Source organism: Streptomyces telluris (assembly GCF_024519335.1).
Lineage (GTDB): Bacteria > Actinomycetota > Actinomycetes > Streptomycetales > Streptomycetaceae > Streptomyces > Streptomyces telluris.
On sequence record NZ_JANIID010000012.1, the window covers coordinates 163,123 to 180,537 of the forward strand.

General features: G+C 70.2%; 18 protein-coding genes and 1 pseudogene. 14 read left to right on the forward strand and 5 right to left on the reverse strand.

Features of this window, described 5'->3' with window-relative positions:
• Window positions 1–285: 285 nt before the first annotated feature.
• Window positions 286–1,896 carry a GMC oxidoreductase gene (locus tag NQU55_RS15630; protein WP_256790752.1) on the forward strand — a complete coding sequence of 537 codons (1,611 nt, stop codon included), beginning with the start codon at window positions 286–288 and terminating at the stop codon, window positions 1,894–1,896.
• A 131-nt stretch (window positions 1,897–2,027) separates the two neighbouring features.
• Window positions 2,028–2,768, forward strand: a complete 741-nt coding sequence (locus NQU55_RS15635; RefSeq protein WP_168095883.1) for a thioesterase II family protein — start codon at window positions 2,028–2,030, stop codon at window positions 2,766–2,768.
• Window positions 2,769–2,823: 55 nt separating this feature from the next.
• On the opposite strand, the gene NQU55_RS15640 is transcribed toward NQU55_RS15635, so the two are convergent.
• Complete coding sequence (locus NQU55_RS15640; RefSeq protein ID WP_256790736.1) at window positions 2,824–3,294, reverse strand: cupin domain-containing protein; 471 nt, start codon at window positions 3,292–3,294, stop codon at window positions 2,824–2,826.
• A 300-nt stretch (window positions 3,295–3,594) separates the two neighbouring features.
• Between NQU55_RS15640 and NQU55_RS15645 the strand changes: the two genes are divergently transcribed.
• The 6 genes from NQU55_RS15645 (at window position 3,595) to NQU55_RS15670 (ending at window position 9,265) form a co-directional block, all read left to right on the forward strand.
• Entirely contained in the window at window positions 3,595–4,674 is a 1,080-nt protein-coding gene (locus tag NQU55_RS15645; protein WP_168095882.1) for an alpha/beta fold hydrolase, read from the forward strand.
• Between the two features lie 26 nt (window positions 4,675–4,700).
• Window positions 4,701–4,895: a hypothetical protein gene (locus NQU55_RS15650; RefSeq protein ID WP_168095881.1), complete on the forward strand. Its 195-nt coding sequence runs from the start codon at window positions 4,701–4,703 to the stop codon at window positions 4,893–4,895.
• Between the two features lie 293 nt (window positions 4,896–5,188).
• A complete protein-coding gene (gene abc-f, locus NQU55_RS15655; protein WP_256790737.1) occupies window positions 5,189–6,823 on the forward strand; it encodes a ribosomal protection-like ABC-F family protein in 1,635 nt (544 codons plus the stop codon).
• A gap of 91 nt (window positions 6,824–6,914) precedes the next feature.
• Window positions 6,915–7,466: a CGNR zinc finger domain-containing protein gene (locus NQU55_RS15660; protein WP_168095123.1), complete on the forward strand. Its 552-nt coding sequence runs from the start codon at window positions 6,915–6,917 to the stop codon at window positions 7,464–7,466.
• 123 nt (window positions 7,467–7,589) lie between these two features.
• Window positions 7,590–8,552 (forward strand): quinone oxidoreductase family protein, encoded by a 963-nt coding sequence (locus tag NQU55_RS15665; RefSeq protein ID WP_168095124.1) that lies wholly within the window; start codon window positions 7,590–7,592, stop codon window positions 8,550–8,552.
• Window positions 8,553–8,587: 35 nt separating this feature from the next.
• Entirely contained in the window at window positions 8,588–9,265 is a 678-nt protein-coding gene (locus NQU55_RS15670; RefSeq protein ID WP_168095125.1) for a TetR/AcrR family transcriptional regulator, read from the forward strand.
• 22 nt (window positions 9,266–9,287) lie between these two features.
• On the opposite strand, the gene NQU55_RS15675 is transcribed toward NQU55_RS15670, so the two are convergent.
• Entirely contained in the window at window positions 9,288–9,524 is a 237-nt protein-coding gene (locus NQU55_RS15675; RefSeq protein WP_168095126.1) for a hypothetical protein, read from the reverse strand.
• Window positions 9,525–9,615: 91 nt separating this feature from the next.
• Window positions 9,616–10,440, reverse strand: a complete 825-nt coding sequence (locus NQU55_RS15680) for a GbsR/MarR family transcriptional regulator (protein WP_168095127.1) — start codon at window positions 10,438–10,440, stop codon at window positions 9,616–9,618.
• Between the two features lie 2 nt (window positions 10,441–10,442).
• On the opposite strand from NQU55_RS15680, the pseudogene NQU55_RS15685 reads away from it, so the two are divergent.
• The 6 genes and pseudogenes from NQU55_RS15685 to NQU55_RS15710 form a co-directional block, all read left to right on the forward strand.
• Window positions 10,443–11,012, forward strand: a pseudogene (locus NQU55_RS15685) (serine hydrolase domain-containing protein); the annotation flags it as partial.
• A gap of 331 nt (window positions 11,013–11,343) precedes the next feature.
• Window positions 11,344–11,862 carry a toxin-antitoxin system HicB family antitoxin gene (locus tag NQU55_RS15690; RefSeq protein WP_168095128.1) on the forward strand — a complete coding sequence of 173 codons (519 nt, stop codon included), beginning with the start codon at window positions 11,344–11,346 and terminating at the stop codon, window positions 11,860–11,862.
• Between the two features lie 157 nt (window positions 11,863–12,019).
• The gene (locus NQU55_RS15695; RefSeq protein WP_168095129.1) at window positions 12,020–12,868 is read left to right on the forward strand and encodes a DUF4097 family beta strand repeat-containing protein; all 849 of its coding nucleotides are present in this window, start codon (window positions 12,020–12,022) and stop codon (window positions 12,866–12,868) included.
• A gap of 110 nt (window positions 12,869–12,978) precedes the next feature.
• Entirely contained in the window at window positions 12,979–14,025 is a 1,047-nt protein-coding gene (locus NQU55_RS15700; RefSeq protein ID WP_256790738.1) for an ATP-binding cassette domain-containing protein, read from the forward strand.
• Entirely contained in the window at window positions 14,022–14,810 is a 789-nt protein-coding gene (locus NQU55_RS15705) for an ABC transporter permease (protein ID WP_168094443.1), read from the forward strand. The genes NQU55_RS15700 and NQU55_RS15705 overlap by 4 nt, the downstream gene beginning before the upstream one ends.
• A 514-nt stretch (window positions 14,811–15,324) precedes the next feature.
• Window positions 15,325–16,134 carry an SDR family NAD(P)-dependent oxidoreductase gene (locus NQU55_RS15710; RefSeq protein ID WP_168094444.1) on the forward strand — a complete coding sequence of 270 codons (810 nt, stop codon included), beginning with the start codon at window positions 15,325–15,327 and terminating at the stop codon, window positions 16,132–16,134.
• Window positions 16,135–16,286: 152 nt separating this feature from the next.
• Here the strand turns inward: NQU55_RS15710 and NQU55_RS15715 are convergent, their stop codons facing one another.
• A complete protein-coding gene (locus NQU55_RS15715) occupies window positions 16,287–16,679 on the reverse strand; it encodes a VOC family protein (protein WP_168094445.1) in 393 nt (130 codons plus the stop codon).
• A 53-nt stretch (window positions 16,680–16,732) separates the two neighbouring features.
• Window positions 16,733–17,335, reverse strand: coding sequence for a TetR/AcrR family transcriptional regulator (locus tag NQU55_RS15720; RefSeq protein WP_168094446.1), 603 nt, complete (start codon window positions 17,333–17,335; stop codon window positions 16,733–16,735).
• Between the last annotated feature and the right edge of the window lie 80 nt (window positions 17,336–17,415).

Here is a 17,415-nt window from a genome sequence, read left to right on the forward strand (position 1 = left end):
CGGCATCCACAGGGTTAGCGCGGGCCCGTCCGGATTCCGTTGACACCCTTCGAACGATCTCCATACCGTCCAGTTCGTGGTGCTTCGGGACGCACCACCCGGCCCCGCGGGCCGGGTGAACGCCCCGGTCACCCGGACGAGAAGCGCGAGCGGCTGCCGGCACCGGACCGCACGGAACACCTCCACGACCGTGCCGTCCCGCCCGCCCTCGTATTTCGCCTTTCCTCTCCCCGAAAGCTCAGGAGAAACAGCGTGGTAGCACACCAGCCCCTGTCGCGCCGCCGCATGCTCGGCCTGGCGGCCTTGGGCGCCGCCGCACTCGCCGGCCAGACCACGATCACCGCCGCCCCCCGCGCGGCCGCCGCCGCCCGGACCGGCGGCGGGAGCGGGACGTTCGTCCCCGCCGTCGTGGTCGGCACCGGCTACGGCGCAGCCGTCTCCGCGCTGCGCCTCGGCGAGGCAGGGGTGCCCACGCTGATGCTGGAAATGGGCCAGCTGTGGAACCAGCCCGGCCCGGACGGCAACGTCTTCAGCGGGATGCTCAAGCCCGACAAGCGCTCCAGCTGGTTCAAGACCCGCACGGAGGCCCCGCTGGGCTCCTTCCTGTGGCTGGACCTCGCCAACCGGGACATCGACCCCTACGCGGGCGTCCTGGACCGCGTGAACTTCGACCAGATGTCCGTGTACGTGGGGCGCGGCGTCGGCGGCGGCTCCCTCGTCAACGGCGGCATGGCGGTCACGCCCCGGCGCTCGTACTTCGAGGAGGTGCTGCCCCAGGTCGACGCCGCAGAGATGTACGCCAAGTACTTCCCGCGCGCCAACTCCACCCTCCGGGTCGGCAACATCGACAAGGACTGGTTCGAGCAGACCGAGTGGTACAAGTTCGCCCGCGTCTCCCGCGAGCAGGCCGCGAAGGCGGGCCTGGGCACCACCTTCGTGCCCAACGTCTACGACTGGGACTACATGCGGCGCGAGGCGGACGGCACGGTGCCCAAGTCGGGGCTGGCCGCCGAGGTCATCTACGGCAACAACCACGGCAAGGTCTCCCTCGACAAGAGCTACCTGGCGGCAGCCCTGGGCACCGGCAAGGTCACCATCGAGACGCTGCACCAGGTCAAGGCCATCCGTCAGCAGAAGGACGGCACGTACCTGCTGACCGTGGAGCAGAAGGACGCCGACGGCAAGCTGCTGGCGACCAAGGAGATCTCCTGCCGCCACCTCTTCCTCGGCGCCGGCAGCCTCGGCTCCACCGAACTGCTCCTGCGCGCCCGGGACACCGGCACCCTGCCGAACCTCAGCTCCGAGATCGGCGGCGGCTGGGGCCCCAACGGCAACATCATGACTGCCCGCGCCAACCACATGTGGAACCCCACGGGCACCAAGCAGTCCTCCATCCCCGCCCTCGGCATCGACGACTGGGACAACAAGGACGCCCCCGTCTTCGCCGAGATCGCCCCCATGCCGGCGGGCGTCGAGACCTGGGTCAGCCTCTACCTGGCCATCACCAAGAACCCCGAGCGCGGCACCTTCGTCTACAACGCGGCCAAGGACCGGGCCGACCTGCGCTGGACCCGCGAGCAGAACGCGCCCGCCGTCGCCGCCGCGAAGTCGCTGTTCGACCGCATCAACAAGGCCAACACCACGATGTACCGGTACGACCTCTTCGGCAAGCAGCTCAAGGCCTTCGCCGACGACTTCTGCTACCACCCGCTCGGCGGCTGCGTGCTCGGCAAGGCCACCGACAACTACGGCCGCGTCGCCGGCTACAAGAACCTCTACGTGACGGACGGCGCGCTCATCCCCGGCAGCATCGGCGTCAACCCCTTCGTCACCATCACGGCGCTCGCGGAGCGCAACGTCGAGCGCATCATCAAGCAGGACGTCACCGCGTCCTGAACCGCGCATCGGAGGAACCCTTGAGGAGGACCGGCCCCGGCCGGTCCTCCTCAAGGGCAGCCCGGCAGGAGGGCGCAGGCGGGTGCTCGCACTCGGCCGCGCCCTTCCCCCCACCGGAAGGGAACGACTCCGTGCACACCCCGCCCGCCGCGGACGACGGCCCGTGGATCCGCAGATTCCACCCGTGTCCCGACAGTCGCGTCCGGCTGGTGTGCCTGCCCCACGCGGGCGGCTCCGCCGGCTTCTACCTCCCCCTGTCCCGGGCCATGCCCGGCACCGTCGAAGTGCTGAGCGTGCAGTACCCCGGCCGCCAGGACCGCCGCACCGAACCGCTCCTCGACTCCGTACCGGCCCTCGCCGACCAGGTCTTCGGAGCCTTGCTCCCCTGGACCGGCCGGCCGCTCGCCCTGTTCGGTCACGGCATGGGCGCCTCCCTCGCCTTCGAGATCGCCCGGCGCCTGGAGCGGGAAGCGGACACCGTACCCGCCGCCCTCTTCGTCTCCGGGCACCGCGCCCCGTCCGCGCCCCGCAGGGATACGGCCCATGCGCGCGACGACGACAGCACCGGCACCCGGCCGCCGGGCGACGAGGAAGTGCTGCGCATGATCCTCCCGTCCACCCGCGCCGCCGACTACCACGCCGCCGCAACGTACGCCTGGGAGCCCGGGCCGCCCCTGCGCAGCCCCGTGACCTGCCTGGTCGGTGACGGCGACCCGAAGCTGACCGCGGAGGAGGCCGCCGCCTGGGCCGGGCACACCGACGGCGCCTTCACACTGAAGACCTTCCCCGGCGGGCACTTCTTCCTGACCCAGCACTCCACGGAAATCGTCCAACTCATGGCCGAGCAACTGGAGACACCCGTACGGGCATAGGCCGGACCGCCCCGCCGTGCGGCCGGCCTCGTTCGGTGCCGAGGAGGCCGCTCGGTCAGGGGTGGGGCTTCGCGGGTCTGTTCTCGTTCTCGTACGTGGTGACCAGCGGTTTCGTCTCGTCGACGACGTAGGTGGACAGCATCATCGTGGTCTCCCTGCCGACGTTGCGGGCATTGTGGATGGCGCCGGACGGGATGAAGAAGGGGTCGCCGGTGCGCAGCCGCAGGGCATGACCGTCGTCGAACTCCATCAGGACGTCGCCCCGGGCGATGTATCCGACCTCCACCCCGGGATGGCTGTGCCAGCCCGACTCCTTCCCTCTGGGGATCTCCACCAGGGTCTGGACGGTTTCCCAGCCCTCGGCGGGGGAGGGATGGCGCTGGAGCAGGGTCCGCGTGACTCCGGAGGTCGGGTCCGTGGGGTCCGTGGCCGCGACCCCGACCGCCGGGGTAAGGGCGGTCACGCCGAGGGCACCGGCGGCGGCTGCGCCTCCGTTACGGATGAGAGTGCGGCGGTCGATCATCATCAAGCTCCGTTCCGGGAGTCTTTCAAGGAAGAACGATCGTGCTTTCTGCGTCGGTAGCCTGCCGCCCCGCCGCGGGGGAGCGCAAGGGGCAGACGCGTCATTTTTGAACGCTTCCTTGGCATCAAACGCCCCTGAAATGCAGTGACTTGGCGCGCGTCACCTGTTTGGCCAGTGACGCGCACTGTGCCACAGTCGTACGGCATGCCCATGGCGGTCCTTGGGACCGGTGGGGGCGTGGGATCTCCTGCGAGGCTCGGATCGCTCGCAGGCCGGCACTTCGAGACGCGCGGAGGGCTCCATATGATCAACAGGCGTACGTTCGGCAAGGCTCTCGGCCTGGGCGCCGGTGGTGCGGCCGCCGCGCCGCTGGTGGGGCCGGCGGGGCCGGCGCAGGCCTCGGCCGGCACGGAGCAGCGGGCCGCCACGGCCGCCGCGCCCGCGGCCGGCCCCGCTCCCCGCGGGCGCGCAGGGCGCACCGCGTTCCCTCCGCTCCAGAAGGTCCGGGCCGGTCTGCTGGAGATCGGGTACGCCGAAGTCGGTCCGGCCCATGGGCCGCCGGTCATCTGCCTGCACGGCTGGCCGTACGACATCCACAGCTTCGTCGACGTCGCGCCCCTGCTGGCGGCGGAGGGCTACCGCGTCATCGTTCCGTATCTGCGCGGCCACGGCACGACGCGCTTCCTCTCGCCACGGACCTTCAGGAACGGGCAGCAGTCGGCCCTGGCCCTCGACATCATCGCCCTGATGGACGCGCTGGGGCTGGAGAAGGCGGTGCTCGCCGGGTTCGACTGGGGAGCGCGGACCGCCGATGTCATCGCGGCACTGTGGCCCGAGCGCTGCAAGGCCCTGGTGTCGGTGGGCGGATACCTCGTCATCAACCTCGAAGCGAACCTCCAGCCGCTGGCGCCGGCGACCGAGCACGCCTGGTGGTACCAGTACTACTTCTCCACGGAGCGGGGCCGCATCGCCATGGAGGACAAGAGCAAGCGGCACGACCTGACGCGGCTGGTCTGGGACACCGTGTCCCCGACATGGGATTTCGACGACGCCACCTTCGAGCGCACCGCCGCCGCCTTCGAGAACCCCGACTACGCCACCATCGTCATTCACAACTACCGCTGGCGGCTGAGCCTCGCCGAGGGGGAGCGGCGCTACGAGCCGCACGAGAAGCGGCTCGCCACCCGGCCGGTCATCACCGTGCCGACGGTGACGCTCGACGCCGAGCGCGACCCGTTCACGGTTCCGGGCGGCGGGGAGGCGTACCGGGACAGATTCGTGGGCCCGTACGACCACCGCACCCTGAAGGGCGTCGGCCACAATGCGCCGCAGGAGGCACCCGAGGCGTTCGCCCGGGCGGTCATCGACGCGAACCACCTCTGATGGCACATCGATACGGAAGGCTGACGATGGAAGACCGCACCACACAGGACAGTGGCTCGGCGATGCGCCACGCGCGCTTCGGCGCGCTGCCCGAGCGGATCGCCTTCGAGGACATGGTGGAAACGAAGGAGGCGTCGCCGAGGAACTCCGCACGCGACAGCGGCAACCCCGAAGGCACGGGAAATCTGTTGTCCTGCCTGGCGTGGGACCTGGTGCTCTGAAAAAGGACTTGCCTGCGGCCGTACGGGGCCTGATACGGTGACTTCAGCAGTGATCATTTCGTAGAGGAGTCCAGACATGGCGGGCGACGACGACATCTCCGGGTGATACCCGGATCCGATCGACCACCGGCAGGCAACGCACCCTTGGTAGCGCCGCCGTTGTGGTCATCTCGTCATCCCCTTTTCCCTGTCTCAGGGGCAGCGCTTTCCGTATGACGATTTCCGCACAGTGACACCTGCGCAGCGGTTTTGTCGTGGAGCGGCCTGCCCTCTTTTCCTCACGAGGTCATCCCATGTCCGACGCTTCCGTCATCTGCTCCCAGCTCGCCTTCTCCTGGCCCGACGACACCCCGGTCTTCGAGGGCCTGACCTTCGCCATCGGCGCCGGCCGTACGGGTCTTGTGGCGCCCAACGGCTCCGGCAAGAGCACCCTGCTGAAACTGATCGCCGGTGAACTGCGCCCTGCCACAGGCGTGTTGACCGTGAACGGCGCGCTCGGCTACCTCCCGCAGAACCTTCCCTTGACCGGTGAGCCGACGGTGGCCGAGGTCCTGGGAGTCGACGCGGTGATCCGCGCCATCGACGCCGTCGAGTCCGGCGACGTGGGTGAGGAGCACTTCACGGTCATCGGCGATGACTGGGACATCGAGGAGCGCACCCGGGCCCAGCTCGACCGGCTCGGCCTCGGTCATCTCGCCCTCGACCGGACCCTGGGCACGCTCAGCGGCGGCCAGATCGTCAGCCTCGGGCTCGCGGCGCAGCTGCTCAAGCGCCCCGACGTCCTGCTGCTGGACGAGCCGACCAACAACCTCGACGTCGAGGCCCGCCACAAGCTCTACGACGTGCTCTCGGACTGGAACGGCAGTCTGCTGGTCGTGAGCCACGACCGGGCCCTGCTGGACCGCATGGAGCGCATCGCCGAACTCGACCGCAGTGAACTCCGGTTCCATGGAGGCAACTTCACCCAGTACGAGCAGGCCGTACGGGCGGAGCAGGAGGTGGCCGAGAAGAACGTACGCAACGCCGAACAGGAGCTGAAGCGGGAGAAGCGCGAGATGCAGCAGGCGCGCGAACGGGCCGAGCGCCGCGCGAGCAACGCCGCCCGCAACCTCAAGAACGCCGGCCTGCCGCGCATCTTCGCCGGAAACATGAAGCGCGGCGCCCAGGAATCCGCCGGCCGGGCCGGCCAGATGCACGCCACCCGCGTCCACGAGGCACAGGCCCGGCTCGACGAAGCGGGACGCGCGCTACGGGACGACCAGCGGCTCGTCCTGGAGCTGCCCGACACCGACGTCCCCGCGGGACGCACCGTCATCCTGGGCGAGGGCATGCAGATCCGCCACGGCGAACGGGACCTGTTCGCGGGCGACGGCGCCCACCTCACGATCCGAGGGCCCGAACGCATCGCGCTCACGGGACCCAACGGTGCGGGCAAGACGACGCTACTGCGGCTCATCGCCGGTGAACTCGCCCTGGACGGCGGGAACATCAAGCGTGCCGACGGGCGCATCGCCTCCCTGTCGCAGCGCCTGGACCTGCTCGACCCCGACCGCACCGTGGCCGAGAACTTCGCGGTGTTCGCCCCGCACCGGCCGGAGGCGGAGCGGATGAACCTGCTCGCACGCTTCCTCTTCCGCGGCCCCCGGGCACACCTGCCCGTGCGCGTGCTCTCCGGCGGCGAACGCCTGCGCGCCACCCTGGCCTGCGTCCTGTGCGCCGAACCCGCCCCGCAACTCCTGCTGCTGGACGAGCCCACGAACAACCTCGACCTGGTCAGCGCCGGCCAGCTGGAGAGCGCCCTGCAGTGCTACCGCGGCGCGTTCGTGGTGGTCAGCCACGACGAGCGCTTCCTCGAACGGATCGGCGTCGACCGGTGGCTGCGGGTCGCCGACGGCGAACTGACGGAGACGGGAGCACCGCAGGCGTGAGCTGCTGAGCCGCCGGGCTGCTGACGTCTGCTGTGGTCGACTGCGGCCGGCGTTTCTTGCGAGCGTCATAGTCACCCATCAAGATGGTGACGTGAACACGGATCACGTCTTTGTGTGCGGTAACCCGGCCCTGGACTTCGCGGCCACGCTCCGGGCGCGCCGCACAGCGCGCTTCGAGATGTTCGCGGCGCCGGACCGCCTGGACGCGTGGTACGTGGAGTCCGGCGTCGTCGACTCCGTCTCGCCGGCCCGGCAGGCCGACGTGGGGCGGGCGACGACGCTACGGGAAGCCGTCTACCAGCTGATCACGGCCCGGCGCCTCGCCACGGACTTCGAGGACGAGGCGCTGGCCGTGCTCAACGAGGCGGCCCGCAGGCCCCCCGCGGCACCGCAGCTGACCCACTCCGGCCGCTGGACGGCGGCGACGCAGCGAGAGGCGCTGTCCACCGTCGCCCGGCACGCGGTGGAGCTGCTGAGCGGCCCGGACGTACCCCTGCTCAAGGAGTGCGGCAACCCCGAGTGCACCCGCGTCTACATCGACCGCTCGCGCGGCAGCCGCCGCCAGTGGTGCGGCATGGAATCCTGCGGGAACAAGCTCAAGGCTGCCGCGTACCGCGCCCGCAGGAAGACCGCCGTCGCCTGAACGGGGTGACAGTCGTACCGCTCCCTGCGACCGGACTTTGGACTTGAGGGTCCAATCCGGGCTGCCTACTGTGCTCGTCGAACCACTTCACCACACGTTCGCCCGCACAGAGAGGTGCTGCTCATGCACGCGATCCGTATCGAGGAACACGGCGGCCCCGAGGTCATGCGGTGGACCGAATTACCGGACCCGGCACCCGGCCCCGGCGAGGCGCTGGTCCGGCTCGGTGCCGCGGGAGTGAACTACATGGACATCGGCGCCCGCGCCCAGGGCAGCCCGGGCTGGGCCGCTCCCGTGATCCTGGGTGCCGAAGGGATGGGATACGTCACCGCCCTGGGCACGGGGGGCGAGGGCCTGGCCGTCGGCGACCGGGTGGCCTGGTTCTACCACCCCGGCAGCTACGCCGAGTTGCTGGCCATTCCGGCAAACTCGCTCGTCAAGGTGCCCGACGCCATCACCGACGAGACCGCCGCCGCCGTCATGCTCCAAGGACTCACCGCGAGCCACCTCAGCACGGAGACCTACGCGATCGGTCCGGGCGACACGGCCGTGGTGCACGCGGCGGCGGGCGGAGTGGGTCTGCTGCTCACCCAGATGATCAAAGCCCGTGGCGGTGACGTGATCGGCCTGGTTTCCCGCGAGGAGAAGGCCACCGTTGCGAAGGAGGCCGGCGCCGACCACGTACTCGTATGGTCCGGGGGCGGCTTCGAAGAGCGGATCAGGGAACTGACCGGCGGACGGGGAGCCGACGTCGTCTACGACGGCGGTGGCACCGAGACGTTCCGCTCCTCACAGCTCGCGCTGCGTACGCACGGGGTGCACGCGTACTACGGCCCCTTCATGGGCGTTCCGGCCTTCCGGCCGACCGACCTGCCGAACAGCATCCTCCTGACGTACCCGGTGGTGCACCACCACGTGCCCACCCGCGAGGCCCTGGTCCACCGCACCGGAGAGCTCTTCGACCTGATCCTCGGCGGGCGGCTCACCCCGCGCATCGGAGGCCGCTACGCCCTGGCGGACGCGGCACGGGCCCACGCGGACATCGAGTCGCGCAGGACCACCGGCAAGCTGCTCCTCCTACCCTGACCCACCCCGTACCGCCACTCGCACCGGGAGGACAAGTGCTGTTGACCCGCAAGGGCGCCGCCACCAAGCAGCGCATCATCGAGGGGGCCGCCGAGGAGATACGGGACCAGGGCGTCTTCTCCCTGCGCCTCGAGGACGTCATGGCCCGCACGGCGACCAGCAAGAGCCAGCTGTTCCACTATTTCCCCGGCGGGAAGGACGAACTGCTGCTGGCCGTCGCCCGGTACGAGGCGGCCCGGGTCATCGACGACCAGCAGCCGGAGCTGGGATCACTGACCAGCTGGGACGCGTGGTGGCAGTGGCGGGAAAAGGTGGTCGCCCGCTACCGCGAGCAAGGCGAGAACTGCCCCCTGCACACGGCCGTATCCCAGCTGGGAACTGCCACGGACGCCGCCCGGGCAGTGGCCCGCGAACTCCTGCAACAGTGGCAGGACCAACTCGCCGCAGGCATCCGCCACATGCAGCACATCGGCGAGGCACCAACCGAACTGAACGCCGACCGCGAGGCCGCGGCCCTCCTCGCGGGAGTCCAGGGCGGTGTGATGATCCTGCTGACGACGGGAGGCATCGCACACCTGGAAGCGGCCCTGGACCGGGGCATCGCCCACTTGCGGGGGCCTGCAGGCCAGGGCGGCCAGGGCCATATAGGCACGCAGCAGGGCGAGTTCCTTGGAAAGCCGAAAGTCTCCGACCACTCGATCTTGCCGGACTGATCCCACACCGCATGCCGCGTCGCTACAGTTCCCTCGATGCGGGAGAACGGGAGATCTCCTGGGGATGAGTTCGGCACGGGCGGATGACGAGTGCGTCGACCGCGACCGACAGGGCTACGACGATGCCGACGGTGAGCGGCAGGCGCGTCGCGACGGCGTGCCGCACGTCGAGCAGCCGCGCCGGTGGGCCGGCGACCAGCGGTTCCACCGGGGTGGGGGCGGCGCGGACCGTAACGACGCGGCCTTGCGCGGCGCCCAACCACCGGTGGTCAGCTTGCCGGACGCCCCCCGCCCCGCCCACAGCGCCGCGACGACCGCCAGCAGAACGGCCGAGAGCACCACCCACCGGATTACGGCAGAAGACCCTGCTGATCCTGATCGGTCCTGAAGCGGGCAAGGAGGTACGCGCTGCTGCACCCGCGCGGGGTTGTCGTCATCGCCGAGAGATCGCTGCTGACGTCGGCACTCCGGGCGGATCGGTGCTGTCGCCACTGCTCCATGACCGTCTGGAGGGACTCGCTGACGAGGAGGAGGAATTCGGCGCAGGATTCGAAGCGAGCGCCCGCCGGGGTTGTAGGCCCGAGGATCTCGGTGGCGCGCTGCGATGCGGCTACCAGGGCCTCGTTCATCTGCAGCGCTGCGAGGGTGGACCGGAGCCAGACTTCGTCGTCGATGACGTGGCGTTCGCGGCGTCCACCGGGGGCACGCTCGCGCCTGAGCATTCCTTGCTGCTCAAGGTAAGTGACGGCGTGCGAGACGGACGCCGGGCTGACGCGGAGCCGCTCGGCCAGGTCTGCTGCGGTGAGGGTGCCGGAATCGGTGATGCACAGGCAGGCCAGCACCCTGGCCATCATCCGGGGCATTCCCTGCTGTTCGAGGAGAATAGTGAAGGACGCTGTGAAGTCCTGGACCGCTTGAGGGTCGCGCCCGTGGCTGCTGTCGGGGGCCGGCGGTGCCGCAGGCCGGGCCTGCTTGCGCCGGCGTGCGCGGTGCTGCGTGGCCTTGTGCGCCCGGTCCGCCCCGTAACCGTAAGGTCCGCCGTTCCGGGTGACCTCCCGCATGACGGTCGAAGCGGGTCGCCCCAGACGCCGGCCGATCTCTGTGTATCCGAGCCCCTCGGCCAGCCCCGCGGCGATGTGCCGGCGCTCCTCATTGGTGAGTCTGCCTCCCGGCATCGAAGGACACCGGTTTCCACGTGCCCGCCAACAAGATCGACCGGCTGCCGCCCAGTTACGCCCCCGACCCGCAGACCGGAGAGTTCCACGTGTGGGACGAGGCGGCGGGCGGAAGGTTCAGCCGGCCTCCGGCGTTCCAGGCGGGCGGCGGCGGGCTGGTTTCCACCGTCGACGACTACCACGCCTACCTCCGGATGCTGCTCAACCACGGGATGCACGGGCACGGGACCGAACGGATCCTGTCCCGGCCCGCAGTCCGGCTGATGACCACCAACCGCCTCACACCCGGGCAGCAGGCCGCCCGGGACGCCGTGGCCGACAACGCCCAAGTGCCGCTCGGCCTCGGGATGCAGGGCGGCTGGGGCTTCGGGATGGCGGTGCGCACCTACCGCGGCGACTACGCGCCCATCGGCCAGTTCGGCTGGGACGGCGGAACCGGCACTACGACATACGCCGACCCGGACCACCAGCTCACCGGAATCCTGCTCACCCAGACCGGGATGAGCACTGCGGATTCGCCGCGGCTCATCCACGACTTCTGGACCACGCTCTACCAGGCGATCGACGACTGACGTCGCGTCCGCGTCCCCGTCCCGGTACGCGCGCCCGCCTCCGGCGGCATCCGTGCGCGGGCTGCCCCTGCTGCAGACCCGCTCCGCCATCTCATGACGCCACGTGGCGCCACGTGGCGCAGGGTGGCGCCGGATGGTGTCGCTTGGTGTCACTTGGTGACGCGCGGCGCCATTCCGTCCTTCCCGGAGCGCGCGAGTGCGGATGGCGCCGTCATTTCCCAGCCTGGTTCCTTCCCTTTTTCGCAGGTCAGAGCGGCTGCTCGCCAGGTTCGCCCACCCAAGGCGCCATTCGGGCTTGCGCATGGCGCCATGGCGCTGCCATGATGACGTCATGGACCTCACCCCGTACGTCGACACCCTCCGCCGCGAACTCGCGGTGGCCGCCGAAGCCGGTGGGGAAGACGCTCGCGAGCTGGCCGAGAGGCTCACCGCTCCTCTGGAGGCGGCGACCCGTCTGACCATGCTCAACGTGCTCTCCGCCGCAATGGACGAGATCACCCGCGAGCTCGCCCCCGGCTCGGTCGATATACGGCTGCGCGGGCTGGACCCCGACTTCGTGGTGACCCTGCGGCCCACCGACGGCGGCGCCCCCGCCGAGCCGGCCGCGCCCATCGAACTGTTCAAGGCGTCGGCCCCGGCCGACGGCGACGACGGCGGCACCGCCCGCGTCAACCTGCGGCTGCCGGCCCAGCTCAAGGCCCGCGCCGAGGAGGCCGCGAGTCGCGAGGGCCTGTCGGTCAACGCGTGGCTGGTGCGCACCGTGTCGGCCGCGGTCGGCGGCGGCACCCGTCCGCGTACGACGGAGAAGACCCGGGCCGTCGGGCAGAACATCACGGGCTGGGTGCGATAGCCGCCCCTGCCGAGTCCCCGCCCCGCGCCCGCAGCGCTTCACCCGCACCAATGCAGCAACTCACCGACGCAGCAACTCACCGCATCACCCCATCGCACCACCCACACCACGTCCCACCAGCAGGGACATCCCCAAGACTCAAGAGGACGGGACAGCCATGCCTTCCTTCGACACTCCCGAACCGATCTCGGCTACGGCGCACGTGGAAGCCGGTTCCATCCGGTTCACGGCAGGCGCCCGCTTCGACACCGTCGTCGAGGTGCTGCCCCGCGACCCGAAGAAGGACCGTGACCTGCGGACGGCCGACCAGACCGAGGTCACCTACGCGGGCGGCGTCCTGACGGTCAGGACGCCCAAGGGCAATCTGCTCGGCCTCGGCCGCCCCGGCATCGTCGACGTGACGGTCGAACTGCCCACGGGCTCGCACGTCGACGTGACGGGTGCCTGGGCCCAGGTGCTCGGTGAGGGCCGGCTCGGCGAGGTCAGCGTGAAGACCTCGTCCGGCGACGTCCGACTCGACGCCACCGGCCCGCTGACGCTGACGGCCTCCCACGGCTCGATCACCGTGGACCGCGTCGAGGGTGCGGCCGAGATCAGCACCAGCACCGGCAGCCTGCGCGTCGGCACCGTCGACGGCCCGGCCGTCCTGAAGAACTCGCACGGCACCACGACCGTCGGCGCCGCGGGCGGCGACCTGCGGGTGCGCGGCGCCAACGGCGACATCGTCATCGCGCGCGCCGAAGCCTCGGTCACCGCCACCACCGCCCACGGCACCGTGCGCGTGGGTGAAGCGGCCCGCGGGATCCTCCAGTTGGAGACCTCCTACGGTGCCATCGAGGTCGGTATCCGTGCGGGCACCGCCGCCTGGCTCGACGTCCACTCGGCCTCCGGCCAGGTGCGCAACACGCTCACCGCCTCCGAGGCTCCGGAGAAGACCGAGGACACCGTCGAGGTCCGCGCCCGCACCCGGTACGGCAACATCGACATCCTTCGCGCCAAGGCCTGAGCGGCAGTACATCCTCACGCGGCCTCGCCTTCGTCCTCATCCTCATCCTCACTTGCTTCAGTTCACTTCAGCCTTCGAACGGAGGGCCCATGCCTGCTCCTGTCATGCCCATGTCTACTCCTAGCTGGGTCGACGGTCACGCGTCGCCCGCCGCCGTCTCCGCCATCGGCCTGCGCAAGTCGTACGGCGACAAGAGCGTCCTAGACGGCATCGACCTGCGCATCCCGGCCGGCTCGGTCTTCGCTCTGCTTGGGCCCAACGGCGCCGGCAAGACCACCGTCGTGAAGATCCTCTCCACGCTCATCACCGCCGACGGCGGGCAGGTCCAGGTCGCGGGCCACGACATCGCCAAGTCACCGGACGGGGTACGCGCCGCGATCGGCGTCACCGGGCAGTTCTCCGCCGTCGACGGGCTGATCACCGGCGAGGAGAACATGCTCCTCATGGCGGACCTGCACCACCTGTCCAAGCGCGAGGGGCGGCGGGTCGCCGCCGAGCTGCTGGAGCGCTTCGACCTGGTGGAGGCGGCGAAGAAGCCCGCCTCAACCTACTCCGGCGGCATGAAGCGCCGCCTCGACATCGCCATGACCCTGGTCGGCAAACCGCGGATCATCTTCCTCGACGAGCCGACCACCGGCCTCGACCCGCGCTCCCGCCACAACATGTGGGGCATCATCCGCGAGCTGGTCTCCGAAGGGGCGACGGTCTTCCTCACCACCCAGTACCTGGAGGAGGCCGACGAGCTCGCCGACCGTATCGCGGTGCTGAACGACGGCAAGATCGCCGCCGAGGGCACCGCCGAGGAGCTGAAGCGGCTCATCCCCGGCGGGCACGTGCGGCTGCGGTTCTCCGACCCGAGCGCCTACCAGGCCGCCGCCAGTGCGCTGCGCGAGGTCAGCCGGGACGACGAGGCGCTGTCGCTGCAGATCCCCAGCGACGGCAGCCAGCGCGAGCTGCGCTCCATCCTCGACTGGCTGGACTCCGTCGGCATCGAGGCGGACGAGCTGACCGTGCACACCCCCGACCTCGACGACGTCTTCTTCGCCCTCACCGGCTCCAACGAGCCGATCCGAGCGAGCCTGTCGAACCAGCTCAACCAGCTCAACCAGTCCGATCAGCCCAACCAGCCCAACCAGCCGAAGGAGGCTGTCCGATGAGCTCCCTGTCCCTCGCCCTGCGCGACTCGTCCACGATGCTCCGCCGCAACCTCCTGCACGCGCGGCGCTACCCGTCCCTCACTCTGAACCTGCTGCTGACACCGATCGTCCTGCTGCTGCTCTTCGTCTACATCTTCGGTGACGTGATGAGCGCGGGCATGGGCGGCGGCGCCGACCGCGCCGAGTACATCGCCTACGTCGTGCCGGGCATCCTGATGATGACCATCGGAGGCACCGTGGTCGGTACCGCGGTGTCCGTCTCCAACGACATGACCGAGGGCATCATCGCCCGCTTCCGCACCATGGCGATCCACCGCGGCTCGGTGCTCATCGGGCATGTCATCGGCAGCGTGCTGCAGTCGGTCGCCAGCGTGGCCCTCGTGGGTGCCGTCGCCGTGGCCATCGGCTTCCGGTCCACGAACGCCACGGCTCTGGAGTGGCTGGCGGCGTTCGGGCTGATGGCGCTGGTCGCCCTCGCGCTCACCTGGATCGCGGTCGGGATGGGCATGGTCAGCCCGAACGCCGAGGCGGCCAGCAACAACGCGCTGCCGCTGATCGTCCTCCCGCTCATCTCCAGCGCCTTCGTCCCGGTCGACGCGATGCCGGGCTGGTTCCAGCCGATCGCCGAGTACCAGCCGTTCACGCCGGCCATCGAGACCCTGCGCGGCCTGCTGCTCGGCACCGAGATCGGCAACAACGGGTGGCTCGCCGTCGCCTGGTGCCTCGCTCTCTCCGCGCTCGGCTACTTCTGGTCGAAGTCGGTTTTCAACCGCGATCCGAAGTAACTGAGATCCGAAGTAACTGAAATCCGCAGTAACCGCGAACCGCAGTAACCGAGACACGACGACCGCGCGGGCGCCCGCCTCCCGCAACCCTTCCCGCCCGAGGGCGGCGCACTCCGACATCGCGTCGGCGTACGCCGCCCCGTCGGCGTTCTCACCGGAGCGGCCCCGTATCAGGGAGGCATCAGGAAAGCGCGATGGCGGTTGAACCCGGGGCGGCGGCCTCGTTGACTGGATGACGTGAACAGCTCTCTGCGCCACGACGACCGACCGCCTCATACGGCGGCGCCGAGTCCTGCGCGCTGTTCGCTGCCGGTGCGGTGAACGCGGTGCTCTGAGCAGCACTGCCACACCCCTCGGAGCGCGGGCGGCGGCCTGCTGCCGCCGCACCGCATCGATCTCTTCCACCTGCTATCCGGCGCTCCCCGAGCGCCAGGTGCCGCCTTCCCGTTCGCACGACAGCCCCGCCGCCCGGTGGAGCGCTGTCGCGCTTGCCCATATCCCGGAGTGGATCAACATGTCTTCTGTCTCGCCCGCCTCCCGGACCGTGCTGGTCACCGGCGCCACCTCCGGCATCGGCTGGGAGACCGCCCGATTGCTCGAAGGTCGGGGCTGCACCATCATCGTGCACGCGCCCGACGTGGCTTCCGGGCAGGACGCCGTCGGCCGGATGGTGGCCGCCGGCGCCGACGCCTCGCGCCTGTGCCTGGCCGTCGCGGACTTCTCCCGCCTCGACGAGGTACGGAGCATGGCCGCCCGGATCGCCGACGGGCACCCCGCCCTGGACGTCCTGGTCAACAACGCGGCCGTCGCCGCTCCCGAGCGCCGCACCATGACCGCGGACGGCAACGAACTCTCCCTCCAGGTCAACTTCCTGGCCGCCTACCTCCTCACCCACGAGCTGTCCGGCCCGCTGTCCGCCCGGCCCGGCAGCCGAGTCGTCAACGTCTCCTCCGCCATGCACCGCACGGCCTCCATCGCCTGGAGCGACCCCCACCGCGCCAAGCGCTACTCCCGCCTCGCCGCGTACGCCCAGTCCCAGCTCGCCCTGACGATCTCCACCCGCGAAAAGGCGCCCTGGACCTCCGTCAGCGTCCACCCCGGCATCTGCGACACCGCCCTGCTCCCGCTCTACGCACACGAGGGCGACTCCGCCGTCGAGGGCGCGCAGCGTGTTGCGCGCCTGTGCGACCCGGCGACCGAGGTCATCCCGGGTGCGTATTACGACCGCACCGCTCTCTCGCCGGCCGCACCCGTGGCCATGGAGGACCGCACGGTCCGCCGCCTGTGCAAGCTCGCCGACCAGCTGGTCGCCAAAGCGGCCTGAGGGCTCATAACGGAGGAGGACCGGCGGGGCGGCGCGGAACCAGGGGGATGGTTCCGCGCCGCCCCCGTCGTATACGTACGGAGTGGATTCCTGTGATCGAGCTACTGCCTCAGGCCGTACCGGGCACCGGGAGACAGGCCCGACGTGACCGATCAGGGGCAGCGGTCCGCAAGGACGCAGAACTCGTTCCCCTCCGGGTCGGCAAGGACGACCCAGCGCTCATCGCCTTGACCGACGTCGGCGTATCGAGCGCCCAGGTCGAGAAGGCGGCGGACTTCTTCGTCCTGCTCCCTGTCGGTCGGGTTGACGTCGATGTGGAGTCTGTTCTTGACGGTCTTGCCCTCGGGTACGCGCGCGAAGGTCAGTACCGGTGGCACCGGGCCGGGGTGGTTCCTGCCTTCGGGCACTGCAGGGGAACCGATGGTCACGACCCCGTCGGCTTCGTCTTCGTCCTGCACCTCGTAGCCGAGGACCGAGCACCAGAACCGGGCGAGGCCGTGGGGATCGGCGCAGTCGATCGCGAGCTCGGTGAACTTGCTGGTCATGTCGGGACCTCCCGGTCGGGTAGAGGGTTCGTACAGAGGGGCGTTGCCTCGGGTCACTGCGCGGTCCGGAGCGTGGCGAGCCGTCGGTCGAGCATCGCCAGGGCGGAGTCGGGGGTGCGGCGGCCCATCAGGATCTGCATGCTGAGTCCGTCGGCGAGGGCGATCAGGGCGTCCGCCTCCCCGTCGGTATCGGCGTCGGAGCGGACGTCTCCGGACGCCTGCGCCGTGCGGAGCAGCAGGGCGATGAGTTCCGCAAGCCCCTCGTACTGTTTGCGCTGGACGGCTGCCAGGGTGGGGGTGACGGCCGCGTGGGCGGCGAAGGCGAGCCAGGCCCGGGACTCCGCCAGGGTCGGTTCGTCGTGCGGCATGATGCCGGCGAGTGTGTGCTGCAGCATCGTCGCGGCGGAGTCCGGGTCCGGGGAGTCCGCGATCCGGGCCTGTATGCGCGCGCTGACCTGCTCGTTCATGTCCTCCACGACGGAGGTCATCATCTCTTCCTTGCTGGGGAAGCAGCGCTGTACGGCGCCGACCGAGACGCCGGCCCGGGCCGCGACGTCGCGCATGGTCATCCCCTCGAGCCCCTGCTCGCTGACGAGGGCGAAGGCCGCCGCCACGATCTGACGCCGCCGGCTGTCGTAATCCACCTGTCTGGGCATGCCTCCGATTCTAGTGATACTTTCGTATCGATACGAGCGTATCGAATCCTCGTTTCGAATCCCTTGCCCGACGACCGGAG